Origin of the sequence: Actinoplanes sp. KI2 (genome assembly GCF_025630775.1) — a bacterium.
Taxonomy (GTDB): Bacteria; Actinomycetota; Actinomycetes; order Mycobacteriales; family Micromonosporaceae; genus Actinoplanes.
In genome coordinates this window covers 50,024-74,629 of record NZ_JAOSZE010000017.1, presented here as the reverse complement: position 1 = coordinate 74,629, position 24,606 = coordinate 50,024, and the positions used below count along the sequence as shown (strand labels likewise).

At 72.3% G+C, this 24,606-nt stretch carries 24 protein-coding genes and 1 pseudogene; 17 read left to right on the top strand and 8 right to left on the bottom strand.

From position 1 onward, the window contains the following. Positions 1–31: 31 nt before the first annotated feature. From ODJ79_RS19355 to ODJ79_RS19340, 4 genes are read right to left on the bottom strand one after another with little or no spacing between them, the layout of a single operon-like run. Positions 32–994, bottom strand: coding sequence for a hypothetical protein (locus tag ODJ79_RS19355; RefSeq protein ID WP_263024893.1), 963 nt, complete (start codon positions 992–994; stop codon positions 32–34). Beyond that, positions 991–3,489, bottom strand: coding sequence for an AAA family ATPase (locus ODJ79_RS19350; RefSeq protein WP_263024892.1), 2,499 nt, complete (start codon positions 3,487–3,489; stop codon positions 991–993). The genes ODJ79_RS19355 and ODJ79_RS19350 overlap by 4 nt, the downstream gene beginning before the upstream one ends. Further along, positions 3,486–4,637, bottom strand: coding sequence for an exonuclease SbcCD subunit D (locus tag ODJ79_RS19345; RefSeq protein ID WP_263024891.1), 1,152 nt, complete (start codon positions 4,635–4,637; stop codon positions 3,486–3,488). Before ODJ79_RS19345 ends, ODJ79_RS19350 begins: the two co-directional genes overlap by 4 nt. A 9-nt stretch (positions 4,638–4,646) precedes the next feature. Continuing rightward, positions 4,647–6,389, bottom strand: coding sequence for an ATP-binding protein (locus ODJ79_RS19340; protein ID WP_263024890.1), 1,743 nt, complete (start codon positions 6,387–6,389; stop codon positions 4,647–4,649). Positions 6,390–6,578: 189 nt separating this feature from the next. Between ODJ79_RS19340 and ODJ79_RS19335 the strand changes: the two genes are divergently transcribed. After that, positions 6,579–7,154 (top strand): RNA polymerase sigma factor, encoded by a 576-nt coding sequence (locus ODJ79_RS19335; RefSeq protein WP_263024889.1) that lies wholly within the window; start codon positions 6,579–6,581, stop codon positions 7,152–7,154. After that, positions 7,147–8,124 carry a CU044_5270 family protein gene (locus tag ODJ79_RS19330; RefSeq protein WP_263024888.1) on the top strand — a complete coding sequence of 326 codons (978 nt, stop codon included), beginning with the start codon at positions 7,147–7,149 and terminating at the stop codon, positions 8,122–8,124. Before ODJ79_RS19335 ends, ODJ79_RS19330 begins: the two co-directional genes overlap by 8 nt. 59 nt (positions 8,125–8,183) lie before the next feature. Here the strand turns inward: ODJ79_RS19330 and ODJ79_RS19325 are convergent, their stop codons facing one another. Beyond that, positions 8,184–8,900 (bottom strand): pyrimidine reductase family protein, encoded by a 717-nt coding sequence (locus ODJ79_RS19325; RefSeq protein WP_411267352.1) that lies wholly within the window; start codon positions 8,898–8,900, stop codon positions 8,184–8,186. Between the two features lie 293 nt (positions 8,901–9,193). On the opposite strand from ODJ79_RS19325, the gene ODJ79_RS19320 reads away from it, so the two are divergent. Together ODJ79_RS19320 and ODJ79_RS19315 are read left to right on the top strand one after the other, a co-directional pair. After that, entirely contained in the window at positions 9,194–9,907 is a 714-nt protein-coding gene (locus ODJ79_RS19320) for an amino acid-binding protein (protein WP_263024886.1), read from the top strand. Between the two features lie 107 nt (positions 9,908–10,014). Next, positions 10,015–11,058 (top strand): GNAT family N-acetyltransferase, encoded by a 1,044-nt coding sequence (locus ODJ79_RS19315; protein WP_263024885.1) that lies wholly within the window; start codon positions 10,015–10,017, stop codon positions 11,056–11,058. Here the strand turns inward: ODJ79_RS19315 and ODJ79_RS47190 are convergent. Both ODJ79_RS47190 and bioB read right to left on the bottom strand, forming a co-directional pair. After that, positions 11,048–11,311 (bottom strand): annotated as a pseudogene (locus ODJ79_RS47190) (hypothetical protein); the annotation flags it as partial. The gene ODJ79_RS19315 and the pseudogene ODJ79_RS47190 sit on opposite strands and share 11 nt — an antisense overlap. Further along, positions 11,224–12,207 carry a biotin synthase BioB gene (bioB, locus tag ODJ79_RS19310; RefSeq protein ID WP_263024884.1) on the bottom strand — a complete coding sequence of 328 codons (984 nt, stop codon included), beginning with the start codon at positions 12,205–12,207 and terminating at the stop codon, positions 11,224–11,226. The gene bioB and the pseudogene ODJ79_RS47190, both read right to left, overlap by 88 nt. Before the next feature lie 119 nt (positions 12,208–12,326). On the opposite strand from bioB, the gene ODJ79_RS19305 reads away from it, so the two are divergent. The 7 genes from ODJ79_RS19305 (at position 12,327) to ODJ79_RS19275 (ending at position 18,751) form a co-directional block, all read left to right on the top strand. After that, positions 12,327–13,463, top strand: coding sequence for an 8-amino-7-oxononanoate synthase (locus ODJ79_RS19305; protein ID WP_263024883.1), 1,137 nt, complete (start codon positions 12,327–12,329; stop codon positions 13,461–13,463). Between the two features lie 836 nt (positions 13,464–14,299). Continuing rightward, positions 14,300–15,076, top strand: coding sequence for a dethiobiotin synthase (gene bioD, locus ODJ79_RS19300; protein WP_263024997.1), 777 nt, complete (start codon positions 14,300–14,302; stop codon positions 15,074–15,076). Positions 15,077–15,095: 19 nt separating this feature from the next. Next, entirely contained in the window at positions 15,096–15,656 is a 561-nt protein-coding gene (locus ODJ79_RS19295) for a YciI family protein (protein ID WP_263024882.1), read from the top strand. Positions 15,657–15,815: 159 nt separating this feature from the next. Beyond that, positions 15,816–16,394, top strand: a complete 579-nt coding sequence (locus tag ODJ79_RS19290; protein WP_263024881.1) for a GAF domain-containing protein — start codon at positions 15,816–15,818, stop codon at positions 16,392–16,394. A gap of 34 nt (positions 16,395–16,428) precedes the next feature. Continuing rightward, complete coding sequence (locus tag ODJ79_RS19285) at positions 16,429–17,322, top strand: diacylglycerol/lipid kinase family protein (protein WP_263024880.1); 894 nt, start codon at positions 16,429–16,431, stop codon at positions 17,320–17,322. A 114-nt stretch (positions 17,323–17,436) separates the two neighbouring features. After that, on the top strand, positions 17,437–18,381 hold the full coding sequence (locus ODJ79_RS19280; RefSeq protein ID WP_263024879.1) for a tetratricopeptide repeat protein: 945 nt from the start codon (positions 17,437–17,439) through the stop codon (positions 18,379–18,381). Between the two features lie 148 nt (positions 18,382–18,529). Next, on the top strand, positions 18,530–18,751 hold the full coding sequence (locus tag ODJ79_RS19275; protein ID WP_263024878.1) for a hypothetical protein: 222 nt from the start codon (positions 18,530–18,532) through the stop codon (positions 18,749–18,751). A gap of 63 nt (positions 18,752–18,814) precedes the next feature. Here the strand turns inward: ODJ79_RS19275 and ODJ79_RS19270 are convergent, their stop codons facing one another. Then, positions 18,815–19,918, bottom strand: a complete 1,104-nt coding sequence (locus ODJ79_RS19270) for an MBL fold metallo-hydrolase (protein ID WP_263024877.1) — start codon at positions 19,916–19,918, stop codon at positions 18,815–18,817. A gap of 108 nt (positions 19,919–20,026) precedes the next feature. Here ODJ79_RS19270 and ODJ79_RS19265 point away from each other — a divergent pair, with 108 nt between their 5' ends. The 6 genes from ODJ79_RS19265 to ODJ79_RS19240 all read left to right on the top strand — a co-directional run bounded on the left by ODJ79_RS19265 (position 20,027) and on the right by ODJ79_RS19240 (position 24,606). After that, positions 20,027–21,478 (top strand): deoxyguanosinetriphosphate triphosphohydrolase family protein, encoded by a 1,452-nt coding sequence (locus tag ODJ79_RS19265; protein WP_263024876.1) that lies wholly within the window; start codon positions 20,027–20,029, stop codon positions 21,476–21,478. After that, the gene (locus ODJ79_RS19260) at positions 21,462–21,875 is read left to right on the top strand and encodes a DUF2809 domain-containing protein (RefSeq protein WP_263024875.1); all 414 of its coding nucleotides are present in this window, start codon (positions 21,462–21,464) and stop codon (positions 21,873–21,875) included. The genes ODJ79_RS19265 and ODJ79_RS19260 overlap by 17 nt, the downstream gene beginning before the upstream one ends. A gap of 7 nt (positions 21,876–21,882) precedes the next feature. Then, positions 21,883–22,695, top strand: a complete 813-nt coding sequence (locus tag ODJ79_RS19255) for an ArsR/SmtB family transcription factor (RefSeq protein WP_263024874.1) — start codon at positions 21,883–21,885, stop codon at positions 22,693–22,695. Between the two features lie 91 nt (positions 22,696–22,786). After that, complete coding sequence (locus ODJ79_RS19250; protein WP_263024873.1) at positions 22,787–23,344, top strand: hypothetical protein; 558 nt, start codon at positions 22,787–22,789, stop codon at positions 23,342–23,344. A 174-nt stretch (positions 23,345–23,518) separates the two neighbouring features. Beyond that, on the top strand, positions 23,519–24,241 hold the full coding sequence (locus ODJ79_RS19245) for a HipA family kinase (protein ID WP_263024872.1): 723 nt from the start codon (positions 23,519–23,521) through the stop codon (positions 24,239–24,241). Further along, the gene (locus tag ODJ79_RS19240) at positions 24,238–24,606 is read left to right on the top strand and encodes a DUF3037 domain-containing protein (RefSeq protein WP_263024871.1); all 369 of its coding nucleotides are present in this window, start codon (positions 24,238–24,240) and stop codon (positions 24,604–24,606) included. The genes ODJ79_RS19245 and ODJ79_RS19240 overlap by 4 nt, the downstream gene beginning before the upstream one ends.

The window sequence follows — 24,606 nt, the reverse complement described above, 5'->3', positions numbered from 1 at the left end:
CATCCAGCCCTCTGGGAGCGCTCCCTGCGGTTTATGTCCGATTTCGCGCGGCGGCCAAGGTCAGTGCCCGATGAAGGACCCGCGCATCGCCGAGCATCCCGCGCAGCCGCCGCTCGAGGCCGGCGATCGGCACGAGGTTCTGCGGGGCGCGCGGATCCTTGTATGCCGAGGAGGCGAACCGCGGCAGGGTGACCCCGGACAGCTCGGCCAGCTCGATCGCCTGCTCCGGGGTGAGATCGGGCGAGCACTCCACCCGGACGATCCCCGACCAGGGCGCGCCCGAGCCGCCGGGCAGTCGCAGATACCACGACCAGCCGCCCCAGACCGTTCCCAGGTGGAAGACGGGGGTGCGCTGCCCGGGTCGCAGCGCGGTCACCACGGCGGTCAACGCGGCCGGCAGGTACTGCTTCTGCTGCGTCTTGACGTAGCCGATGGTGCGCGGCAGGTGCCGCCGGTTGCGCAGCGGGCCGTCCACCACCAGCAGATCCTCGCGGTCGTCGCGGGCCATGCCGGAAATGTCGATCTCCAGGGCGGTCAGCGACGGCTGCACGGCAGCGGGCAGCTTGCTGGCCTCGCCGGTGCCGGAGACCCGGTGCACCTGATAGCGGACCGAACCGGCCTGCACATCGCCGGCGGATGGGCTGGCCGTGAACAGGCCGCGGCCGACCCGCGCGTCGACCAGCTCGGCCGAGCCGCGGGCCAGATCGCAGCGGACCACCCCGGCCGCGAACGAGGCGGCCAGACCGGCGTACGAGGTGCCGTCCTCCTCCTGCGTCCAGAGGCCGGCGTCGTTGCGGCGCACCCCGTCCACCAGCAACACCACGTCGGGCGCGCTCCGGCCCGGGGGCGCGTCGATCGGGGCCCACTCGGCGGCCGGCACCTCCACGTCGGTGTCGACCTGGGCGCTCGACGGCGACGCCGGGCCGTCCTCGCCGCCGCCCTCGAACGAGGACCCGTACGACGGGTCCCACGCGTCGACGTACATCCTGGTCACAGGCCGACCCTTTCCACCCGGGCGGACCGGGCGTCCTTGGTCACCTCGAAGCGCACCGGCACCCGCTCGGCCAGCGCGGTCACGTGGGTGACCAGGCCGACCATCCGGTCGCCGCGGGCGGCGAGGTTTTCCAGGGTCGCGGCCACCACGTCGAGCGTCGCGGCGTCGAGCGTGCCGAAGCCCTCGTCCAGCACGATGGACTCGAGGCTGGCCGCGGTGGTCGACATGCCGGCCAGCTGCTCGGAGAGCGCCAGCGCCAGGGCCAGCGAGGCCTGGAACGTCTCACCGCCGGAGAGCGTGCGCACCGCGCGGCGCAGGCCGGCGTCGTGGTGGTCGATCACATAGAACTCGCCCCGGTCGTGGACCAGGTCGTACTGGCCGCCGGTCAGCTCGCGCAGGATCCGCGAGGCGCCGTCGACCAGCAGGTCCAACGCCTCCTCGAGCAGCCAGCGCTCGAAGTTGTTGGCCCGCAGGTGACCGGCGAGCGCCTTGGCGACACGGCCGTCACGCTGCAGCGTCATCCGCTGCTCGCTCAGCTCGCGGGCCCGGTCACGCAGATCGGCGACCTTGTTGCGGTCGCCCTCGGCGGTGGTGGCGGCCACCGCGGCCGCCCGGATCAGGTCGGCCTCGCCGCTGCCCTCGCGGCGGGCCGGCGGGGTGACCCCGGCCTCGGTGAACAGGGCGGCGATCGTCGCGTACGCGTGCACCGCGGCCTCGTGCGCGGTGCTCACCCGGGCGTCGGCGGCGTCCCGTTCGCGTGCCCGGCCGCGGTGCTCGCCGCCCGCCCACTCGACCAGGGTGGACCAGGCGGCGGCCAGGTCGTCGCGGTCGGCCGGTGGCGGGCCGAACCGGGCCACCCGGTCGCGCACCTGGTCGAACGTGCGCCACGCGGCCCGCTCGCGCTCCTGCGCCTGGTCGGTCGCGGCCTGCGCCCGCCGCTGGCACTCGCGCGCCGTGCGGACCGCCGCGCCTGCCTGGTCGAGCTTGCGCTGCAGCGAGTCGATCTCGGCGACCTGACGCTGCAGCGCGGGCACGCCCGGCGAGCCGGCCACCACGCCGCGCACCTCGGTCAGCCGGGCGAGGTGGTGCTCGTGCTGGGCGCGCTTGCGCTCGAGGTTTCCCTCCAGCTTGCGGGCCACCGCGTCGCGCTGCTTCCAGCCCGACTCGGCGACCTCGGCGGCGGCCCGGGCGGCCTTGCCGGTGGCCTCGGCCGCGCTCACCGCCGAGCCCTCGGGCATCGCCGGCACGCTGGTCACGGTCTGCTCGCAGACCGGGCAGTGATCGCCGGGCGCCAGATGGGCGCGCAGTGCCGCGGCCCGGTCGATGCGCTGGGCCTCGGTGTAGTCGAGCCGGGCCTGCTCGAGCAGCTGGGTTGCGCCGAGATGGGCGCCGTGCGCGAGCTCGGCCGCCGCCAGGGCGTCCTTGAACTCGACCTCGGCGACCTGCACCTCCCCGGCGAACCATTCCGCCTGGTCGAGCAGCCGGTCCAGCTCGGCGTGCCGGTCGAGCATCAGCTTGAGCGAGCCCGCGTCCCCGGCGGCGGCCAGTTCGCCGCGCACCTTCTCCTCGCGTTCCTCGGCGACTCGGACCTCCTTCGCGGCCTCCGCGGCGCTCGCCCTGGCCGCGGCCGTCGCGCCGGCGATCTCCGCACTTCCCTCGGGCGTACGGACGGCCACCAGCGCCCGCAGCTCCGCGTCCAGCGCGTCGCGTGCCTGCGCGGCCTCGGTCTCGGCGGCGCGGGCGGCGCGCAGGCCGGGCACCGACTCCTCGACCGCAGCGGTGAGCTCGCGCATCCGGGTCAGGCGCCGGTCGGCCGCCTCGACCGCCTCGTCGGTGGCGTCGGCGAGCCCGGCCAGCTGCTGGTCGATCACGCCGAGCTTGTCGGTGGCGGTGCGTTCCCGGGCCACCGCCCGCTGCTGCACGTCCTCGTAGACGCGCAGGCCGAGCAGGTTGACCAGGATCTGTTGCCGTACGGCCGGCTTGGCGTGCAGGAAGTCGGCGAACTGGCCCTGCGGCAGCACCACGCAGCTGGTGAACTGCTCGTACGGCAGGCCGACCGCGCCCAGGATCGCGTCGTCCATCTCGGCGGGGGTGCCGGCCAGCACCTGGCCCAGGTCGTCGAGGTCCATGCCGGTGTCCAGCTTGGTCACGTCGAAGCCGGTCGGCATCAGCTGCAGCCCGGCGCCGGCGGTCTTGACGTTGCCCCGGCCGTCCCGGCGCACCACCCGGGTGGCCACGTAGCGGTCGCCGGCCGACTCGAAGACCAGCCGGACCTTGGCCTCGGCCGCGGACGGGGCGAGCGCGTTGGCGATGCCGCGGGCGCCGCCCCAGCGCGGGACCGTGCCGTACAGCGCAAAGGTGATCGCGTCGAGCACCGTCGACTTGCCCGATCCGGTCGGCCCGACCAGGGCGAAGTAGTCGGTGTCGGTGAAGTCCACCGTGGTGTCGTCGCGGAAGACGGTGAACCCGGACATGTCCAGGCGGATCGGCCTCATGAAGTGCTGCTCACCTCGTCGTACAGCTCGTCGAAGAGCTCGCGGACGCCCTCCTCGGCGTTACCGCGACTGTCCAGGTAGTCGCCGAACAGCTCGCGCGGCGACCGGCCGGCCCGCTGCGCCGCCCGCTCCCCCGGCTTGTTCGGCATCATCTCCGGATCGATGCGCACCTCCAGCGCGTTGGGCAGCAGCTCCTGGACGTCCTCGCGGAGGCCGACCCGGGGCGACTCGCGCACGATGACACGCAGCCAGGCATCCGGAAGGTTCACCGTCGCGAGCTGTTCGAGGGTGCCGCGGACGGTACGCAGCGCGCGGGCCGCGGAGACCGGCACGTCCCGCACCCGAGCCGCCTTGTCGGTGGCCACGTCGACGATCGCGACCGAGGGGACGTTCTCCTCCTCGCCGAAGTCGACCGCGAGCGGGCTGCCCGAGTATCGGGTGGGGCAGGGCGCGATCACCTGCTGGGCGCGGTGCAGGTGGCCGAGGGCGACGTAGTGCGCGTTCCGCGGGAAGACCGTGGCGGGCACGGCGTAGCCCATGATGGTGTGCGCCTCGCGCTCGCCGCCGCCGGCCGACGCACCGACGATGGTCAGGTGCGCGGTCAGCAGGTTGATCACCCCGGGCTCGGCGAACGGCTCGCTGAGCTTCTCGATCAGCCGGGCGATGTGGTCGGCGTAGGTCTGGGTCGCCTCCGCCGCCGTCAATTCGTACATTTCGGACGCGCGGATGGCGTAGCGCTGGGACAGGAACGGGACGGTGACCAACTGCCAGCGCTCACCGTCATGAGTGGTGCCGGTTATGCGCAGCTCATCGGGATTTTTGTCGACAGATCCCCGTAGGGTGATGCCGGCTTCCGAGGCCCACGGGCGCAGCGCATCCAGGGCGGCGCCGTTGTCGTGGTTGCCGCCGATCGCCACCACCTGCGCCCCGGTGCGCCGCAACGCGGACAGCGCCCGGGTCACCACCCGGGTCGAGTCGGCGGTCGGCGCCGCGGTGTCGTAGAGATCGCCGGCGACGATCACCAGATCGGGCTTTTCCGCCTGGCAGATCTCGACGACCTGGCCAAGCACGCGGATGTGCTCCTCGTGCCGGGTGCGGCCCTTGAGGACCTTTCCGACGTGCCAGTCGGAGGTGTGCAGGATGCGCATCGCAGAACCTTAGAACGGGATGTCGTCGTCGGCGCCGGGGCGGCCGACCACCGCGAACGGATCGGCGCCCTGGACGATCGAGCGCATCGAGGCGGCCGGCGGTGGCCCGGACTCGGACTTGCGGGTGGCCCAGGCCGGGAACGGGAACTCGACGCAGAGCGGAACCGGGATGTCGGGCTGGTTGACGAACATCGTGCCGGGGCGGGCCAGCAGGGCGCGCTGCCGCATGGCCGGTGGGAGGAAACCGTATTCGGGTCTCGCCGCCTCGGCCGGGTCGAGCCGGCCGACCACCCGGATCGCCGAGTTGGTCACGATGCGGCGCTCGACCTCGCTCGCGGTCTGCTGGGCGCCGATCAGGATCACGCCCAGCGAGCGGCCGCGCTCGGCGATGTCGAGCAACACCTCCTTGATCGGGGAGGTGCCCTCGCGCGGGGCGTACTTGTTGAGCTCGTCGAGCACCACGAACAGCAACGGGCGGCCGGTGCCGGCTTTTTCCTTCTCCTCGAACTCGGTCTTGAGCGTCACGCCGACCACGAACCGCTGCGCGCGATCGGGCAGGTTGTGCAGGTCGACGACGGTGACCTGGGCCGACTCGGCGGTCTTGATCTGGTGCGGGCGGCGCTGGGCCAGGTCGCCGCGGATCAGCCGGGCCAGGTCGCGCTTGCTGCCGATCAGCCGGCGGGCGAACGCGTTGACCGTGCCCATGTTGACCGCGCTGCCCGCCCAGGTGGACCGGGTGTCGTCGTCGGTGAGCTGCTCGACGATGTGGTCGACCAGGTCACCGTAGGAGGAGATGCGCCGGCCGTCGATGCTGATCCCGCCCTCGGCCGGCACCGCGTACCGGTTCAGGTGCGCGGTCACCGAGTGCACCACCATCGTGTATTGCTGGCGCTCGTCGTCGGCGTCGGCGAACACGTACGGCAGGAGCTTGCCGGTGCAGAACTCCTCGAGCGTCCAGTAGAACGCGTCCACCCCGGTGAGCCGGCTGCTCACGTCGGGCGCACCGGACGAGTCGCCGGCCCGGGGCGGCGCGTAGACCCGTACGTCGGCGAAGGGGGTGGCGGGCAGCTCCAGCAGCTTGTATGCGGCCGTGGTGGGCTCGTCGAGCTTGGTGTTCGCATGGTCGAGGAACAGCAGGTCCTCGCCCTTGACGTTGAAGATCAGGGCGCGCGCGTTGGCGCCGTCGGCGCCCAGCTGGCCGGAGCGGAAGACCGAGTAGAGCAGGAACGTCGCGAAGCTGGTCTTGGTCGCCACGCCGGAGATGCCGGAGATCGAGACGTGCGCGCCCCGGGTGCCGTCGAGGAAGTCGGCGTTGAGGAAGACCGGGACGCCGTCCCGCCCGGTGCCCATCGGGATGCGCCGCTCCATCCGGTCGAAATGCAGCGCCGCGTCGCGCGCGCCGCCCTCGGCCCGGTGCACCACCGCGCCCGGCGCGGGCGGAACGTACAGCTCGGGGTCGACCCGGGTGGTGGTGATCTCGGCCGCCTCCTGCACCAGGGCCGGCAGCGTGCCGTCGGCGATGGCGAAGACGTCGGAGTCGAACTGCGCGCCCTCGTGCCGGGCGCGGACCTGGGTGACCACGCCGGCGATCGTCACCGGCTCGCGGTCGGGCAGCTCGCGCCGGGTCACCACGACGTCGTCGAGCTGCAGGTAGCTGCCCGGGGTCACGGCCGTCCAGAACTGCAGCGGCGTGGCGTCGGCAGTGCCCAGCACACGCCCGACGGGGGAAGTTTCGTCAGACACGCGGATCATGTTGCCTCAGAGGTACGACAAAACGAGCAGGTGGCGGGGGTTGGCACTGGTTGTCCACAACTTCTGGTGGCCATCCACAGATTTATCCACAAGATCTTGGTTTGGTTGTGGAGGCGCGCCCCAGCATCGAACCGACTGCGGCCGATCGGCCAATGACCGGGTGACGACTCGCTGAAAAGAGGACCGTGCATGAGTCCACCCACCGTGGAGGTTCTGGGCGACCACGACCTGATCCGGCTGTCGGTGGCCGACTCGGAGGCCTTCGGGCAAATCTTCGACCGGCACGCCGCCACCATCCACCGCTATCTGGCCCGCCGGGTCGGCCGCCTGCTCGCCGACGACCTGACCGCGGAGACGTTCCTGATCGCGTTCCGTAATCGGCATAAGTACGACATGTCGCACGACGACTCCCGGCCGTGGTTGTACGGCATCGCCGCCAATCTTCTGCGCGGCCACCAGCGCGCCGAGATCCGCCAGTACCGGGCGCTGGCCCGCACCGGGATCGACCCGGTCTACGACCAGTCCGAGGACGCCGACGCCCGGGTGACCGCGGCCGACGACGTCCGAGCGCTGGCCGGCGTGCTCGCCAAGCTACCGGCCGGCGAGCGCGACGTGCTGACCCTGATCGCCCAGGCCCAGCTCAGCTACCCCGAGGCGGCACGGGCGCTGGACATCCCGATCGGCACCGTCCGCTCCCGCCTGCACAGCGCCCGCAAACGCATCCGTGAAGCCCTCCCCGCACTCGAAGGAACGATCGATGAATGACCTGGATCTGGTCGAGCGGTTCCGCGCCGACCTGCCCGCCGCCGACCCCACCACGCTCGCCCGGGCCCGCGCCCGGATGTTCCGCGACCCCGCTCCACGGCGCCGCGGACGCTGGGCGTGGCGTCTGGCCCCCGCCGCCGCCCTGGCCGCCGCCGTCGCACTCGTCGTCGTGGCGTCCCGGCCCGATGCCCCGGCGCCCGCCCCTTCGACGGGCGCGGCCCCGGCGCCCGGCGCCACCCCGGCGAAGGACACCGGCCCGGCCCCCGCCACCGATCCGGCCCACGTGCTGCGCCTGGCCGCCGCCGAGGCGCGCACCGAGCCCGTCCGCACCGCCCGAGCCGACCAGTTCGTCTACATCGAGTCGGTGGTCGCGTGGGCCGGCGCCACCGGCGACGGGAAATACCTCCCGCCGATCGAGAAGAACCGCAGCATCTGGCTGTCGGTCGACGGCACCCGGGACGGACTGCTGCGGGAGAGCGCCGTCCATCCGGCCGACGCCGGCAACCATCTGATCCTCGGGAACGAGGCGCTCCCGGTGCAGGGCAAACCCATCCCCGCGTACCTGCGGAACCTGCCCACCACCGCCGCGGGCATGCACGCCTACCTGTACGCGCCGGACAACACCAAGCGCACCAAGGACACGGTGGCCTGGACCAGGGTCGGCGACACTCTGCGCGAGCAGTACGTCCCGCCGGCCTCGGTGGCTGCCCTGTTCGAGGCGGCCGCCACCATCCCGGGCACCTCGGTGGTCAACCAGGCCGACCTGGCCGGGCGCAAGGGCATCGCGGTCTCCCGGGTCGACGCCGGCGTCCGGCACGACATCATCTTCGACGCGTCGACCTACCGCTTCCTCGGCGAGCGCGACGTGGTGGTCGGTCCGGGCAACGACCCGTTCCCGAAGGGCGCCGTGATCGGCCTGACCGCGCAGAAGCGGATCGCGATCGTCGACCGGGCCGGTCAGTTGCCCTGACGGACGTACCGTCAGTTGCCCTGACGGGCGTACCGTCAGTTGCCCTGACGGGCGTACCGTCAGTTGCCCTGACGGGCGTACCGCAGGAAAAGCATGTCCTCCAGCGAGAGGATGTGCCGCAGCGACATCTGCCGGACGAGACCGGGGGCCCCGGCCGCGATGCGGCCGGGGCCGCCGCCGACCAGCATCGGCGAGACGGTCAGGCACAGCTCACCGACCAGGTCCCGGGCGATCAGCGAGCCGAGCAGGGCCGGCCCGCCCTCACAGAGCAGCTGGGTGGCGCCGCGTTCGTGCAGCGCCGCGATGCCGGCCGCCAGGTCGACCTCGCCGTCGCCGACCGCGATCACGTCGGCGACGTGAGCCACCCGCTCGGCCCGGGCTTGCCGGTGGGTGAGCACGATCGGGCGGATCGGGGCGTCGCTGAAGATCAGCTGCTCGAGATCCAGGTCGAGCGACCGGGAAACGATCACCATGAGCGGAAACTCGGGCAGATCATGACTCAGTCGCCAGGCCCGCGCCGCCTCGGTGAGCCGGAGCGCGTCATATTTTTCCGCCTTTATGGTGCCGGCGCCCACGATCAGCGCGTCGCACACCATGCGCAGCGAGTCGAAGATCTCCTTGTCGCCCGGCCCGTGCAGGCCGCCGGAGAGCCCGTCGACCGTCACCGCACCGTCCAGGCTCGCGATGAAGTTCACCCGCAGCGTCGGCGCCGGGTTGCGCGGATAGAGCCGAACCAGGCCCTCCGGGCCGGTCGGCCACTCCCGGTACGCGCTCACGGACCCGGCGGGCCGGTCACCGGCGGGGTCGGCGTCGGCGGTCTGTGCTGGCAGTCGCACCACGAGCCGCCACGGCACTGTTCGTGGCGGCGCTCCCGGCAGGCCCGGCAGATCACCCCTCGACCTTACTGGTCCGCCCTGCGCCCCCTCGCCAACCCACGGATCCGGCCATTACGCTGCTGTGACACGGGGCACATCGCCGTGCCTTGACGCGCGGGACACGACCGCGCAACCAGGGCGAAACGCCACCTTGGCAGGGTTGACACCACGGTCGCTGAATCAGGAGGAGACGAATGTTGCTGCGGGTTCGCGTCACCCTGCCCGATCGCCCGGGTGCCCTCGGACAGGTGGCGCGCACGCTCGGCGTGGCCGGCGCCGACATTGTGCAGGTCGTCGTGCTGGAACGGCTCAGCGGCCGGGCCGTCGACGACTTCACCGTGGTCTGGCCCGGCGCCTCCCGCGTGGAACGGCTCCTCGCCGGCCTCGCCGCCATCCCGGGCGTGCAGGTCGACGGCGTCTGGAAGGCGATCGGCGCGCCGGTCAACGGCGGGCACGACGCCGAGTTGCTGGCCCAGGTCGCGGCGAACCCGGCGGACGGCCTCGCCACGCTCGTCGACGCGGTCCCCGGCCTGCTCGCCGCCGACTGGGCGGCGGCCGCGGTGGTACCGGCCGACTGGGCGTCCCGCTCCTCGGCGCCCCGCACGCTGCCCGGCGGCACCGAGCCGGCCGTGGTGTACGCCAGCTGGCGCGCCCCGGGCCCGCTGCAGCTCCCGGAGATCACCCCGCTACGGGCCCGCCCGCTCACCGGCCCCGAGGGCACGCGCTACGCGGTCGCCCCGTTCGGCCGCGCCGGGCTGGTGCTCGTGGTGGCCCGCGCGGACGACGACGAACTGCCCGCGGCCGCCTTCCACGTGACCGAGGTGGACCGGGTCGCGCAGTTGGTCCGGGCGGCGGCGGTGATCCTCGGCGACCGGCTCGACGCGGCCACCGAGCCCGCCATCATGTGATCCGACTCTCCCGCAAGACCGCAGCTCAGGCAATGTCGGCTTAACACCCCCCAGGCAGTATTGACGTCGGTAAAGCTGAACGTGACTCGCCGAAAGGGGTGCTGTAGATGGCGCTGTGGCGGATCCGGGCGACGGTGGACGACCGGCCGGGCTACCTCTCCGTACTGACCGCGAGCCTCGCGCTGAAGGCGGTCAACATCCTCGCCGTCCAGGTGCACACCACCGAGGCCGGCGCGGTGGACGACTTCCTGGTGGACGCGCCGGACGCGCTCACCGAGGCCGACCTGCTCGCGGCGATCGGCCGCGGCCGGGGCCGGGACGCCTTCGTGTGCCGGGCCGAGGCCGAGGGCCTCGCCGACCAGCCGACCCGGGCACTCGCCCTGGCCGGGCGGCTGGTCCGCGACCCCGACACGCTGGGGGAGGCGCTGGTCGTGCTGCTCGACGCGGCCGAGGTGCGCTGGCGGCCGGAGCCGCTGCCGGGCCGCCCGGGCTACACCGACGACCGGATGGCCCTGGCCGACCCGGCCGGCGGCTACTACGAGGTGCTGCGGGCCCGCCCGTCGTTCACCCCGGCCGAGTACGCGCGGGCCCGTGCCCTGACCGAGCTGGCCGGCGCGACCGTGCGGCAACAGCAGGAGCAGACGACGTTGCTGCTGACCGACGGCAACGAGCTGACCGTCCGCACCGCCACGCCGGACGACGCGGAGAGCGTGGCCGGCCTGCACCGACGGGCCTCGACGGCCTCGCTGCAGAGCCGCTACCTGGGCGGCAGCGCGCCGAGCAAGGCCAAGCTGCGCCGGCTGCTCGACCCGGCCGGTGGGCGTACCCTGCTCGCGGTCGCCGCCGACGGCAAGGTGGTGGCGATGGCCAGCCTGTTCGCCGAGGGCGACCTCGGCGAGATCGCGGTGCTCATCGAGGACGACTGGCAGCGACGCGGCATCGGCACCGCGCTGGTCCGCCGCCTGCAGGCGTGGGCCGAGAAGGGCCGTTTCGCGGCGCTGGTGGCGCACACCGCCGCCGACAACGTGGCGATGCTGCGCACCCTGCGCCGGCTGGGCGCCGGCCCGGCCGAGCGGGACGGCTCGCTGGTCAGCGTCACGCTGCCGGTGTCCGGCCGGATCGACACCCCGGCGGAGTCGCTCAAGCGGTGATCGTGCCGTGTTCCACGCAGGTGGCCGCCCAACCGGTCGGCAAGACCTGCACCTTCATCCGGCGGCGGCACTCCGTGCAGTAGCGAGGCGGCTCGAGCTTTCGGGCCGCCTCGCACGCCTCATGATCACCATCGGCTCGGATCGAGCCGCATCGATCGCAGTACATCAGAGCGTCGCCGACAGCGCCTTGACCGGCATCTTCAGGTCGGCCAGCAGCGCCAGATCGTCGGTGGCCGGCCGGCCCAGCGTCGTCAGGTAGTTCCCGACGATCACCGCGTTGATCCCGCCGAGCAGGCCGTCGCGCGTGCCCAGATCGCCGAGCGTGATCTCCCGGCCCCCGGCGTACCGAAGAATGGTCTTGGGCATGGCCAGGCGGAACGCGGCGATCGCGCGCAGCGCGTCCTTCCCCTCGACGACCGGCTGATCGCCGAGCGGCGTGCCCGGGCGCGGGTTGAGGAAGTTCATCGGCACCTCGTGCGGGTCGAGCTCGGCCAGCTGCGCCGCGAACTCGGCCCGCTGCTCGATCGACTCGCCGAGCCCGAGGATACCGCCGCAGCAGACCTCCATGCCCGAGTCGCGCACCATCCTGAGCGTGTCCCAGCGCTCCTCCCAGGTGTGCGTGGTGACCACGTTCGGGAAGAAGGAGCGGCAGGTCTCGAGGTTGTGGTTGTACCGGTGCACGCCCATCTCGACCAGCTCGTCGACCTGCACCTGGCTGAGCATGCCGAGGCTCGCGGCGACCTGGATGTCGACCGCCTCCCGGATCGCCTTGACGCCCTCCCGCATCTGATCCATCAGCCGCTGGTCGGGCCCGCGCACGGCGGCGACGATGCAGAACTCGGTGGCGCCGGTGGCGGCGGTCTGCCGGGCCGCCTCGACCAGGGACGGGATGTCCAGCCAGACCGAGCGCACGGGCGAGGCGAACAGGCCGGACTGCGAGCAGAAATGGCAGTCCTCCGGGCAACCGCCGGTCTTCAGCGAGACGATGCCCTCGACCTCGACCTCCGGACCACACCACTTCATGCGTACGTCGTGAGCCAGCTGAAGCAGCTCGGGCAGCTCCTCGTCGGGGCTGCGGAGCACCTCCAGGATCCCCGCCTGATCGAGGCCAACACCCGTTGCCAACACCTGTTCGAGGATCTCCCGCATGCACGCACCCTACCCTGCGGTCACGGGCGCCCGGTTCTGCCTTGCAGGGCCTGTGGATGGTCCGTTGGATTGTCGGTGGTGGGTGGTAGTTTCCCATTCTCGTGATCGCTGGAGGTGCCTTGACGAGCTGGTTGGATGCGCTGGAGCGTCTCGCCGTGAGCAGGGCCAAGGCTGGGCTCACCCGTCAGTTGCGGCCGCGTTCGGCCGCCGGCCTCGTCGTCGACCTGGCCGGCAACGACTATCTCGGGCTGAGCGTCCACCCCGCGGTGATCGAGGGTTCCGCTCGAGCCCTTGACGCGTACGGGTTGGGAGCCACCGGTTCGCGCCTGGTGCGCGGCTCGACCGAGGCGCATGCCGCCCTCGAGTCCGCGCTGGCCGGCTGGCTCGGCGCGCCGGCCGCCCTGGTGTTCTCGTCGGGCTACCTGGCCAACCTGGCCGCGGTGCGCGGGCTCACCGCGGTGTGCGACCTGATCGTGTCCGATGCGTACAACCACGCCTCGCTGATCGACGGCTGCAAGATCTCCGGCACCCGGACGATCGTCGCCCCGCACCGCGACCCCGCCGCGGTCGCCGCCATCCTCGACGCGCATCCGGACCGCACCGCGCTGGTCGTCACCGAGTCGGTGTTCTCGGTCGACGGCGACCTGGCGCCGCTCGCCGCGCTGCACGCCGTCACCTCGGCGCGCGGCGCGCTGCTGCTGGTCGACGACGCACACGCGCTGGGCATCCTCGGCCCGGCCGGCGCCGGCGGCGTGATGGCGGCCGGCCTCGCGGGCCTCGACGACGTGATCGTCACGGCCACCCTCTCCAAGTCGCTGGGCGGCGCCGGCGGCGTGGTGGCCGGTCCGGCGCAGTTCATCGAGCACCTGGTCGACACCGGGCGCACCTTCATCTACGACACGGCGCTCCCCCCGGCCGTGGTCGGCGGCGTCCACGCGGCGGTGCGCGTGGCGCGGGCGGCCGACGACCGTCGCGCCGTCCTCGCCGCCCGCGGTGCGCAGGTGGTCGAGCGCCTCACCGGGGCCGGGTTCGAGCTGCGCCCGCCCGCCGCCGGGGTGCTGTCGGTGCACGCGCCCGGCCCCGAGGCCGCGCTCGCCTGGGCCGCCGACTGCCACGACCGCGGGGTGGCGGTCGGCTGCTTCCGCCCGCCGTCCACACCCGACGGTTCGAGCCGGCTACGCCTTACCCTGAACGCCGGCGTCGCTGACGAAGCGTTCGCCCACGCCCTCGACGTCATCGTGGAGTGCGCCCCATGACCACCACCGACGCTGCCCACTTCGACCCGGCCCGGATGAGCGCCGCCAACGGCGTCCTCGTCCCCGGCCCGAACGGGTTGACCTTCCGCCCGGCCCAGCCGCCGGCACCCGCCCTGGTCCCGCCCTCGGTCCCGGTGCCGGAGCTGGCCCAGCCCACCTCGCCGGTGCATCTGCGCCCGGCTGTTCCGGCCCCGCGCGCGGCCCCCGACCCAGCCCCACACCCCGCCACGGCACCACTCATCGCCGCGCCACCCACCACCACGGCGCCACCCACCGCCGCGACACCCGCCGCCGCGCCACTCACCACGGCACCACCCGCCGCCGCGCCACCCACCACGGCACCACCCACCGCCGCATCACCCACCACGGCACCACGCACCGCCGCGACACCCGCCGCCGCGCCCCCGCTGTCGAGCGCGCCTTCAGCCACCGCGACGGTGACTTCCCAGACCACCGACCTCGATCTGCCCGGCAACGACCCTGCGCCCACTGCCCTGGACAAGCCCGCCGCCCCAGACCAGGCCGCCGCCTCGGACCACGCCGCCGCCTCAGAGCACGCCGCCGCCTCGGACAGGCCCGCCGCCCCGGAGCCGACAATCGCCGGGCACCTGCCGGCCGGGCCGGCGCCCACCGAACCGGAGCCGGCACCCGCCGGTGACCTGCCGGCCGCGCTGGCGCCCGTCGAGCCGGAGCCGCCGGTCGTGGAGCCGCCGCGGCCGGCGGACGAGCCCGATGAGCCGAAAGCCGTTCCGCTCGACGCGCCCGTGTCGCCCGCGCCCGGGAGTGAAGACCTTCGCGACGCGGCGCTCCCCGATGCCGACGCGCTCGGGGAGGAGATCGCGACCGAGCTCGCGGCACAGGCCGCGCCGCAGCGGCCCGACCATGGTGAGTGGCGCGGGATCGTGCTGGTCACCGGAACCGATACCGACGTGGGGAAGACGATTGTCACCGCCGCGGTGGCCGCCGCGGCTCAGTCGTCGGGGCTTCGGGTCGCGGTGATCAAGCCGGGGCAGACCGGGACCGCCACCGGGGCGCCCACCGACATCCAGGTCGTGACCCGGCTGGCGGCGCCGGACACCACGCGGGTGCTCGCCGAGTATCCCGAGCCGATGGCACCGCTCGCGGCGGCCACCGTCGCCCAACTGCCGCCGCTGGAGCTCTACTCCGTTGTGGACGCCATCCGGGCCGAGGCCGACAAGCACGACCTGGTGCTCGTCGAGGGCGCCGGCGGGCTGCTGGTGCCGATGGGCGTGCGGCCGTCGGGCGAGGCGTGGACGCTGGCCGACCTGGCGGTCACGCTCGGGGTCAAGACGATCGTGGTAGCCCGGGCAGGGCTGGGCACGCTCAACCACACCGCCCTGACGCTGGAGGCGCTCAGCCGCCGGGGTGTGCCGGCCGGCGTGGTGATCGGGGCCTGGCCGCCCGCTCCGGAACTGGTGCACTGGGCCAACCTCAGCGAGCTCGCCCCGCATCTGATGGGCGCCCTTCCGGACGGGGCCGGGCAGATGGACCCGGGAGTCTTCCGACGGTCGGCGCCGGGGTGGCTGACGCCGCCGCTGTACGGGGTCATCGACAACTGGCGGGTCTGGGCCGAGGAGACCGACGGACACTGACGTACGGCATGCTGCCGGTGTGGAGTACTTCGTTTACGGCCGAGACCGGCCCGGCGCCCAGGAGCTTCGGTGGCGGCTCGTCGAGGAGCACTGGGGGTTCATGGACCGGTTCGCGGACGGGATGATCGCCCGCGGGCCGACGTTGTCCGACGATCTGTCGTCGGCCACCGGGAGTGTTCACATCGTCGACCTGCCGGATGCCGCCGCCGCCCGGTTCTTCGCCTTCGAGGAGCCGAACTATCTGGCCGGGGTCTACGCCGACGTGACCGTGCGGCGGTTCGCGAACCTGCTCGGCCGGACGATGTGGGAGTTTCCGGGGCGGGAGCTCGAGGCCGACCGCTTCCTCGTCCTCGGGCACACCCGGTCGTCGGCCGGCCGGCCGGAGCAGCTCCTCGAAGGCGCGCAGACCGAGCGGCTGATCGCGTTCGGGCCGCTGTTCACCGAGGACGGTGACGAGTGGGTGGGTACGGCGGTGATCGGCGAGTTCGCCGACGCGGCGGCCGCGCGGGCGGTGCTGGCGGCCACCGGGCTCTACGCCGACATCGAGGTGCACAACTGGACCTTCGGCGGGCGCCGGTAGTCGCACCATCCGCCGCCGCCCCGCCACACCGCATGTGCGACTTTTCCGCCGTCCGCGACGAGTAGCAGCAAATCGGCCAACGTGAGCGTTGCGGGACACCGGGGCGATTTCTAGGCTCTCTCGTGTCCATCTGCGGTCAGGTGTGAGGGGGCAATTCTCATGACCAACAACAGCCCGGTGTCGTCGAACGCGTACGAGTACCTCGACAACGTCGGACCGGAGGAGCGGGCGCGACTCGAGGCCGTCCGCCGCTACCGGCTCGTGGATCAGCCGTCCGAGGAGGCGTACGACCGGATCGCGTTCGTCGCGGCGGCGATTTTCGACACGCCGATCGCGACGGTGTCGCTGGTCGAGCAGGACCGGGTCTGGCTGGCCGCCTGCGAGGGGCTGAGCGGGGTGCGCGAGGTGGGCAAGGAGCCGGGCCTGTGCGCTTCGGTGATCGCCCAGGACGACGTTTACGTGATCAACAATGCCGCGGTCGACCCGCGTACGCTCGAGCACCCGCTGGTCCGCGGCGAGCTCGGCCTGCGCTTCTACGCGGCGGCCCCGATCCGCACCCACGACGGGTACCGGCTGGGCACGGTCAACGTGATCGACAACCGGCCGCGCGAGGCGACGCCCCGGCAGCTGCGCGCGCTCGAGCACCTGGCCTCGCTGGTCGCCGACGAGTTGGAGCTGCGTCTCATGGTGATCCGCAGCGCGGCGGCCGAGCAGCGCATGCGCGAGACCGTGAGCTGATTACCGGCCGCCGATATCGGGTAGTGCGCAGCACATGAGCACTACCCGAACGATCGCCGTGGTCGCCCATCGGCGGAAGACGCTCGACGGCGGACTGGACGAGCTGCGTCGCCGCATCACCGACTTCGGCATCGACCAGTTGCTGTGGCACGAGGTGGACAAGAGCCGGAAGGCGCCGAAGAAGGTCGCGGCCGTCCTCAAGCAAAAGCCCGATCTGCTGCTGGTGTGGGGCGGCGACGGGATGGTGCAGCGCGCGCTCGACGTCGTTGCCGGTTCCAAGGTGCCGGTGGGAATCATCCCGGCCGGCACCGGCAACCTGCTGGCCACCAACCTGGGCATTCCGCACAGCCTGGCCGAGTCGCTGGACATCGCGTTTCACGGGCGGCGTCATCGGATCGATCTCGGCAAGCTCGACGGCGAGCATTTCGGCGTCATGGCCGGCGTCGGGTTCGACGGCGCGATGATCCGCGACGCCGACCGGAAGATGAAGGACCGGCTGGGCAAGCTCGCGTACGTGTGGACCGGCCTGCGCCACCTCGACGGCGAGGTCGCCGGCGCCCGCATCCTGGTCGACGGCGCGAAGTGGTTCGACGACGAGGCCAGCTGCGTGCTGATCGGCAACGTCGGCACGATCACCGGTGGCATCCGGGCGTTCGACGACGCGAAGCCGGACGACGGCTGGCTCGACATCGGGGTGGCCACCGCTCAGGGCGCCCTGGAGTGGGCCCGCGCGCTCGGCACGATGGCGATCGGCCGGTCCGACCGGTCGCCCTTCGTCCGCACCACCCGCGCCCGGCGGATCGACGTGAAACTCACCACCAAGATGGAGTACGAGTTGGACGGGGGCGCCCGGGAGGAGACGAAGCATTTCACCGCCACGGTCGAGCCCGGCGCCGTGAAGATCTGCCTCCCCCGGCAAAACACATGATCAAAAGTCCACAATGTATCGACACACGGCGTCGTCGTGTGATCACATCCGGCTATGAGTCTTCCTTCTGGGGCGGAGGATCTCGCGTCATGGCAACGCGACTTCGAGATATTGATGCGAGACGATCCTGGCGAGGCGGCCGACGTGCTGCTCGCGGCGTGGCCCGAGGTCGAACGGGACGCTGAGCTGGTCGATCTGTTGCGGGCCAACGCCGAGGCGCTGGTACAGACCGACGACGAGGCACTGTGGAGCAGCGGTGTGCACCAGGTGGTGCTCCGCGCCGGCAACAGCCTGCCGCACCAGGGCCTGCTGCCCGCCGCCGTGACGTACTGGGAACGTCTGCTGCCGATCGCCGCGGCGCGGCTCGGGGCGGAACATCCCGACACCCTCATCGTGCGAAACAATCTTCTCTGGGCGTACGGGCGGAACGGCGACCCGGCGAGGGCGCTGGCGGGCTTCCGCGACCTGCTCGCCGTGCGCCGCCGGGTGCTCGGCCCGGACAACCCGAACACCCTGGCCACCCGGCACGCGGTGGCCACCTGGCAGGACGCGTCGGGCGACCACGACGGCGCCGCCGAAGCGCTGCGCAAGCTGGTCACCGACTACGAGCGCGCGCTGGGCTCCGACCACCGGGACACGCTCAACACCCGGGTCGCCCTGGTGGAGATCGTCGGTCCGGCCGATCCGGCCGCCGCGGTCGCCGAGCTGCGCCGGCTGCTCGACGACTTCCGCCGAGCGCTCGGGCCGGACTCCACCGAGGTGTTCGAGGTCGAGGTCGAGCTGACCGCCTGGCTGGGCGAGACCGGCGCGTACGCCGAGGCCCTGTCCCGGATGGACCGGCTGGTCGACGACTACCGCCGGGTGCTCGGCCCGAACCATCTGGACACGCTGACCCTGCGCTTCCTGGCGGCCGACATGCGGTCCCGGGCCGGGGACGATCTCGACGCCACCGAGGCGATGCAGGGCCTGCACCGCGATGTGGTGGAGCTGCTGGACTCGGGTCGTCGCGAGGTGGAGGACCTCAAGACCTCGATCGAGGCCTGGTCACCACCGGCGTAGCACGACCGAGATCACCCCGTTGACAAATTCCCGACAAAAGGTCTATATCGAGTTAAGAGGTTTATGACCCGTTGGGCCCGAAATCCTCTGGATCGAACCGATCGGCTCCCGCACACTGGCCTTTCATCCGGCACCAGGGGGTTTCGGCATGTCGTACCAGGAGAGTTCCGCCGTCAGCGTCGCCGCCATCCTCACCGTGGCGACGGTCATCGTCACCGCCTTCCGGCTGAGCCGGCCCAACGTGAACACCACCCATCGGGCGGAACGCACGGGGCGCCGTGGCGAGCTGTCCCACAGCCTCCAGTTCATGACCAGCGCGCTGCTGATCATGGCGATGCTCTTCCTGGCCGCCTTCCACGCGGCCCGCTGACCCACGGCCCGCCGGCCTCGCGATCCGCTGACCCACAGCCCGCCGGCCTAGCGGCCCACTGTCCTATGCGATCGCCTGCCACCAGCCGTCGACCGCGGGCGGGTTGTCCACGTCGACGCGCTCGCCCGGCCGCGGCACGGCCAGCCGTACGTCCCGCGCCTTGGCCTCGGCCCACACCCGGTCGGCCGGCTCGGCCCACTTGTGCAGGGCCAGGTTGAAGGTGGCCCAGTGCACCGGGATCATCAGGCCGCCCCGTACGTCCAGATGGGTGGCCACACCGTCCTCGGGGATCATGTGGATGTCCGGCCAGGCATCCCCGTAGGCCCCCACCTGGACGAGCGTCACGTCGAACGGCCCATGCTCCTCGCCGATCTCGGCGAAGCCGGGGAAATACCCGGTATCGCCGGAATAGAAGACCCGGCGCGTCGGGCCGTTGACGACCCAGCTGGCCCAGAGCGTCTCGTCCCGGCTGAAGCCGCGCCCGGAGAAGTGCCGGGCCGCGGTGGCGATGAACTCGAGCCCGGCGACCTTGGCGCGCTCGTTCCAGTCGAGCTCGATGATCCGGGTGGCGGGCACGCCCCACCGCTCGAGGTGCGCCCCGACGCCCAGCGGCACCAGGAACGGCGCGGCCTGCAGGTCCACCAGGTTCTGGATGGTCTCCATGTCCAGGTGGTCGTAGTGGTCGTGCGAGATCAGCACGGCGTCGAGCGGGGGCAGGTCGCGCAGCGCCACCGGCGCCTCGTGCAGCCGCTTGGGCCCGGAGATCCGGCTGGGCGAGCACCGCTCGCTCCACACCGGGTCGAGCAGCACCCGGCGGCCCTCGATCTCGACCAGCGCCGAGGAGTGCCCGTACCAGGTCACGTGCAGGCCCTCGGCGTCCTGGCCCGGGTCGGGAGTCACGATCGGGATGGGCAGGTGGGGATGACGGGACTCGCGGTCGCGTACGGCGGCGAGCGCAAGCCCGGGCACCGACGCCCCGGTCAGCTCGGTGGCCGGCACGGTGTTCCGGAACTTCCCGCCGGAGAACTGCGGCGAGGCCAGCACCCGGGCCAGCCGGTCGCCCTTGGCCTTGGCACCCATCTGCCGGGGGATGTCCTTGCCCACCCACACCGCCGCGGCGCCCAGCGCCAGCGCGATCAATGCTCCGGTACGTGCTCGCTTCGCCATCAGACCAGTCTGACGAAAAGACCCGGCCTGTTGCCAGCCGAGCTGCAACGATCCGTCCCACCTCGGCGTGACGGTCGACACGCCGGCCGGGCCGGTAACGTAGCGGGGATGGACGACTCGCGTGCCCAGCGACTCTTCGGGGAGAGCCTGGTCGCACCGGGTGACCTGGCCTCCAGCCCGTTCCGGGTGGACCGCGACCGGATCGTCAGCTCCCCGTTCTTCGCGCGGCTGGCCGGCGTCACCCAGGTGATCAGTCCCGGCGGTGCCGGCCTGCTCGTGCACAACCGGATGACGCACAGTCTCAAGGTCGCCCAGGTGGCGCGGGCGATCGCCGAGCGGGTCGGCCGAGACTCGGATCTGGCCGAGAAGCTGGGCGGCTGCGACCCGGACGTGGTGGAGGCGGCCGCGCTCGCCCACGACCTCGGGCACCCGCCGTTCGGCCACCTCGGCGAGCGGGTCCTCGATCACCTGGCCCGGCAGCGGCTGCGGATCCCGGACGGGTTCGAGGGCAATGCTCAGTCGTACCGGATCGTGACCAGCACCGAGATCCGGGGGCAGGCCACGATCGGGCTCAATCTCACCAACGCGGTGCGGGCGGCGATCCTCAAGTATCCGTGGACCCGGCACGGCGACGCCCGATACATGAGCCCGCCGCCCCGCGGGGCCGCGGCGCCGCCGGACGATCCCGAGGCCGGGTCGGCGAAGTTCGGCGCCTACCTCACCGAGGTCGACGACATGCTGGCCGCCCGGTTGGCGTTCGCCGGGCGGGTCGCCGACTGGCAGCAGACCGTCGAGGCCTCGGTGATGGACACCGCCGACGACATCGCGTACGCGATCCACGACCTCGAGGACGTGCACCGGGTCGGCGTGCTCCAGCAGGGCGCGGTCGCCGCCGAGCTGATGGCCTGGCAGCGCTGGGGTTCGGAGGCCGATCCGAACCGGGCCGGCGGGGCGATCGAGTCGCTGCGCCGGCAGCTGCACAGCAAGGACGGCTGGATGGCCGACGACGCGGCGTTCGCGGCCGCCGTCGAGCTGGTCCGGGCCGAGCTGGTCGACGGCCTGCTGGCCCGCCCGTTCGACGGCTCGCTGGAGGCCGAGGCGCAGGTCGCCGCGTTCTCGGCGACCTGGACGCGGCGGCTGGTCGAGTCGGTCGAGTTGGTCGAGCAGCCCGCGGTCCGGTCGGGGCACGTGCAGCTGGCCACCGCGCAGTGGCACGAGGTGCAGATCCTCAAGTTCGTGCAGAACCGGTTCGTGCTGGCCCGCCCCGACCTGGCGCTGCACCAGCGCGGCCAGGCCCGGCTGCTGGGCTCGCTGGTGGAGGCGCTGCTGGCCTGGCTCACCGACCCGGACGAGGCGGAGCGTCTGCCCCGGCGGCTGCGCGACCTGGTCGAGCTGGCCGACGTCGAGCTGCCGGAGGGCACGCCGGACCGGCTCGGCCTGGCCCGCGGGCGCGCGGTGATCGACTTCGTGGCCGGGCTCACCGACAACCAGGCGGTGGCCCTGATGGAGGCGCTCGACGGGCGCTCGCGCCAGCTGTGGACGGATGCGTTCGTCCTCTGACGCGCGGCTCCGGATCTTCGGGGTCGCGCTGGTCGTCGGCTCGCTCGCGCTGGCATTCGGGATCCGGCTGTTCACCGGCACGGTGATGGAGAGCACCGGCGCGCTGGAGCAGGTCTCCGGCACCGCGCTGTACGCGTCGGCGTTCTACGGCGGGGTGCTGGTCCTCTGGCCTCGCGGCCGCCCGGCGATCGTCGCGCTGATCTCCGTCGGGTTCTGCTGGGCGGTCGAGCTCTTCCAGCTCACCGGCATACCGGCGACGCTTTCCGCACACAGTGTGGTGGCCCGTCTCGTGCTGGGTCGCGCCTTCGACCCGTTCGACCTGGTCTGGTACGTCATCGGCGTATTGCTCGCGGCCGCCATTCACTACTTGACGTTATGCAGGCGCGTACCTGCATAATGGGGTCGTGGTCAGCGACGTGGACAAGGTGTTCAAGGCGCTCGCCGATCCGTCCCGGCGGCGCCTGCTCGACAGCCTGCGCAAGGAGGACGGGCAGACGCTGGGCCGGCTCTGCGGCGAGCTCGCGATGGCCCGCCAGTCGGTGACCCAGCATCTGGCCGTCCTCGAAGAGGCCAACCTGATCAGCACGGTCCGTCGCAGCCGGGAGAAGTTGCACTACCTCAACCCGGTCCCGATCTACGACATCCAGCAGCGCTGGCTCGCGCCGTTCGAGCAGCCGCGACTGCGGGCGCTGGCGGCCATCAAGCAGAGTGCGGAGGAGCGAGACATGACCGAGAAACCCCATTTTGTGTACGTGACGTACATCCAAAGCACGCCCGAGAAGGTCTGGCAGGCCCTCACCGACGCCGACCTGACCGCCCAGTACTGGGGCCACAGCAACGTGTCGGACTGGCAGCCGGGGTCGACGTGGGAGCACGTGCGCACCGACGGCTCCGGCATTTCGGACGTCGGCGGCAAGGTGCTGTCGGCCGAGCCGCCGCGCCGCCTGGTGGTCACCTTCGAGGACCCGACCGTCGACGTGCCGCCGGCCGGCCCGTCGACGGTCACCTTCGACATCGAGCCGTACCAGGACATCGTCCGCCTCACGGTGATCCATGAGAACCTGGCCGACGAGGAGGCGTTCCGCGCCGTCTCGCACGGCTGGCCGGCGGTGATGGCCAACCTGAAGTCCCTGCTGGAGACCGGTCACGTGCTGCCGCAGGCCCCCTGGGAGATGCACGCCGACCTGCGCGCCGCCCAGATGGCGAAGCACGACTGACCGGGCGCCCGCTTCCGCCCCCAGCGAACGTGATGGCAGCAAACGCTGTAACGGTGTAATTCTGTAATCACGTTCGTTTGGGGAGGTTGGAATGCGTTTTCGTCCCGCACCACCCGGTGGCGGCCGTGCCGAGCCACCCGCCGCCGATGACGCCGCCGCCTGGGTGACCGGCGCCATCCCGGATGGGTGGTTCACCGAGCGCCCCGAGATCGTCGTCGACCGCGACGAGATCATCATCTGGGCCCGCGTGCCGGAGCCGGACCTCGGCGCCGACGCCACCGACGCCGACCGGGCCGCGAGCCAGGCCGGCCGGATCAACCAGTTTCGCGAGGACACCCGGGAGGACCGCATCCGGGTGGCCCGCCAGATCGAGCACCGCTACCAGCGCAAGGTCGCCTGGGGCATCCGCTGCGGCGACACCAACGAGTTGTTCACCCACCTGGCCGCCCCCGTGATGACGCGCCTGCGCCAGCCCGAGCGCCAGATCCTCGACACCCTCGTCGACGCCGGCGTCGCCCGCTCCCGCTCCGAGGCCCTGGCCTGGTGCGTCAAGCTGGTCGGCCAACACACCGAGGAGTGGCTGGCCGGCCTGCGCGAGGCCATGACCAAGGTCGACGAGCTACGCCGCCAGGGCCCCACCACAACCTGACCCACCACGCGCGCGGGCCGCGAGCCACCCTCGCGGCCCGCCCCCACCCCCGCACTCGCACCGGCGCGCCAGATCTTGAAGCCTTTCCGCGTGCTCCGAACGCCTGGGCTTCAAGGTCTGCGTCGGGCGGGCCGCTGCCGGAGGCGGTGATCCGCGGCGGCTAGGGTGGGCGGCGTGCTTCGAGAGGTCACCGCGCTGCGGTATGTCACTCCCCTGCGTGAGGGCGGCTCGCTGCCCGGCGTGGTCGAGGCGGACGACCTGGGCACCTATGTCGTGAAGTTCCGCGGCGCCGGGCAGGGCCCGAAAGCACTGGTCGCCGAGGTGATCTCGGGCGAGCTCGCGCGACGCCTAGGGCTGCCGGTACCGGATCTCGCCGTGGTGCACCTGGACCCGATCGTCGCGCGGGCCGAGCCGGACGAAGAGGTCCAGGAGCTGATCAAGGCGAGCGCGGGCGCCAACCTGGGCATGGACTTCCTGCCCGGCTCGCTCGGCTACGACCCCAACGCGCATCCGGTCGACCCGGCGCTCGCCTCCCGGGTCGTCGCCTTCGACGCCTTCGTCGAGAACGTCGACCGCAGCTGGCGCAATCCGAACCTCCTGATCTGGCACAACGCCCTCTGGATGATCGACCACGGCGCCACCCTGTACTTCCACCACAACTGGCCGCGCGCCGAGAGCGTGGTGCACCGGGCCTACCGGTGGGACGACCACGTCCTCAAGCCGTACGCCACCGCGCTGGCCACGGAGGGTCCCGCGCTCGCCGAACGTCTGACGCCGGCCCTGCTGTCCGAGGTGCTGGACCTGGTGCCGGACGAGTGGCTCGACGACGGCGACCGCGACGCCTATTGGTCCCACCTGTCCCGGCGGGCCGAACAGCCGGAGGCGTGGCTGCCATGAGAACTCCGTATGAGTACGCCATCATTCAGGCTGTCCCCCGTATCGAACGTGGTGAGCTGATCAACGTAGGCGTGGTGCTGTACAGCCAGCGCCTCGACTTCCTCGCCGCCCGCACGCACCTGGACGAGGACCGGCTGCGCGCCCTCGACCCGGACGTCGACGTCCCCGCGGTCGCCGCCGCCCTCGCGTCGTGGGAGGCGACCTGCACCGGCGCCGGAGCCGCGGCCGAGATGAAGCCCGGCGAACGGTTCCGCTGGTTGGTCGCCCCGCGCAGCACGATCCTGCGGGCCGGCCCGGTGCACATGGGCCTGGCCACCGACCCGGAGGCCGAACTGGACCGACTCGTCAGGCTGCTGGTCAGATAG

Coding starts and splice junctions, on each gene's coding strand:
- ODJ79_RS19290 (WP_263024881.1), top strand. CDS start 15,816: ATGACCAACAACAGCCCGGTGTCGTCGAACGCGTACGAGTACCTCGAC.
- ODJ79_RS19315 (WP_263024885.1), top strand. CDS start 10,015: ATGGCGCTGTGGCGGATCCGGGCGACGGTGGACGACCGGCCGGGCTAC.
- ODJ79_RS19320 (WP_263024886.1), top strand. CDS start 9,194: ATGTTGCTGCGGGTTCGCGTCACCCTGCCCGATCGCCCGGGTGCCCTC.
- ODJ79_RS19335 (WP_263024889.1), top strand. CDS start 6,579: ATGAGTCCACCCACCGTGGAGGTTCTGGGCGACCACGACCTGATCCGG.
- ODJ79_RS19330 (WP_263024888.1), top strand. CDS start 7,147: ATGAATGACCTGGATCTGGTCGAGCGGTTCCGCGCCGACCTGCCCGCC.
- ODJ79_RS19260 (WP_263024875.1), top strand. CDS start 21,462: ATGCGTTCGTCCTCTGACGCGCGGCTCCGGATCTTCGGGGTCGCGCTG.
- ODJ79_RS19275 (WP_263024878.1), top strand. CDS start 18,530: ATGTCGTACCAGGAGAGTTCCGCCGTCAGCGTCGCCGCCATCCTCACC.
- ODJ79_RS19240 (WP_263024871.1), top strand. CDS start 24,238: ATGAGAACTCCGTATGAGTACGCCATCATTCAGGCTGTCCCCCGTATC.
- ODJ79_RS19350 (WP_263024892.1), bottom strand. CDS start 3,489: ATGAGGCCGATCCGCCTGGACATGTCCGGGTTCACCGTCTTCCGCGAC.
- ODJ79_RS19285 (WP_263024880.1), top strand. CDS start 16,429: ATGAGCACTACCCGAACGATCGCCGTGGTCGCCCATCGGCGGAAGACG.
- ODJ79_RS19280 (WP_263024879.1), top strand. CDS start 17,437: ATGCGAGACGATCCTGGCGAGGCGGCCGACGTGCTGCTCGCGGCGTGG.
- bioB (WP_263024884.1), bottom strand. CDS start 12,207: ATGCGGGAGATCCTCGAACAGGTGTTGGCAACGGGTGTTGGCCTCGAT.
- ODJ79_RS19265 (WP_263024876.1), top strand. CDS start 20,027: ATGGACGACTCGCGTGCCCAGCGACTCTTCGGGGAGAGCCTGGTCGCA.
- ODJ79_RS19270 (WP_263024877.1), bottom strand. CDS start 19,918: ATGGCGAAGCGAGCACGTACCGGAGCATTGATCGCGCTGGCGCTGGGC.
- ODJ79_RS19250 (WP_263024873.1), top strand. CDS start 22,787: ATGCGTTTTCGTCCCGCACCACCCGGTGGCGGCCGTGCCGAGCCACCC.
- ODJ79_RS19345 (WP_263024891.1), bottom strand. CDS start 4,637: ATGCGCATCCTGCACACCTCCGACTGGCACGTCGGAAAGGTCCTCAAG.
- ODJ79_RS19340 (WP_263024890.1), bottom strand. CDS start 6,389: ATGATCCGCGTGTCTGACGAAACTTCCCCCGTCGGGCGTGTGCTGGGC.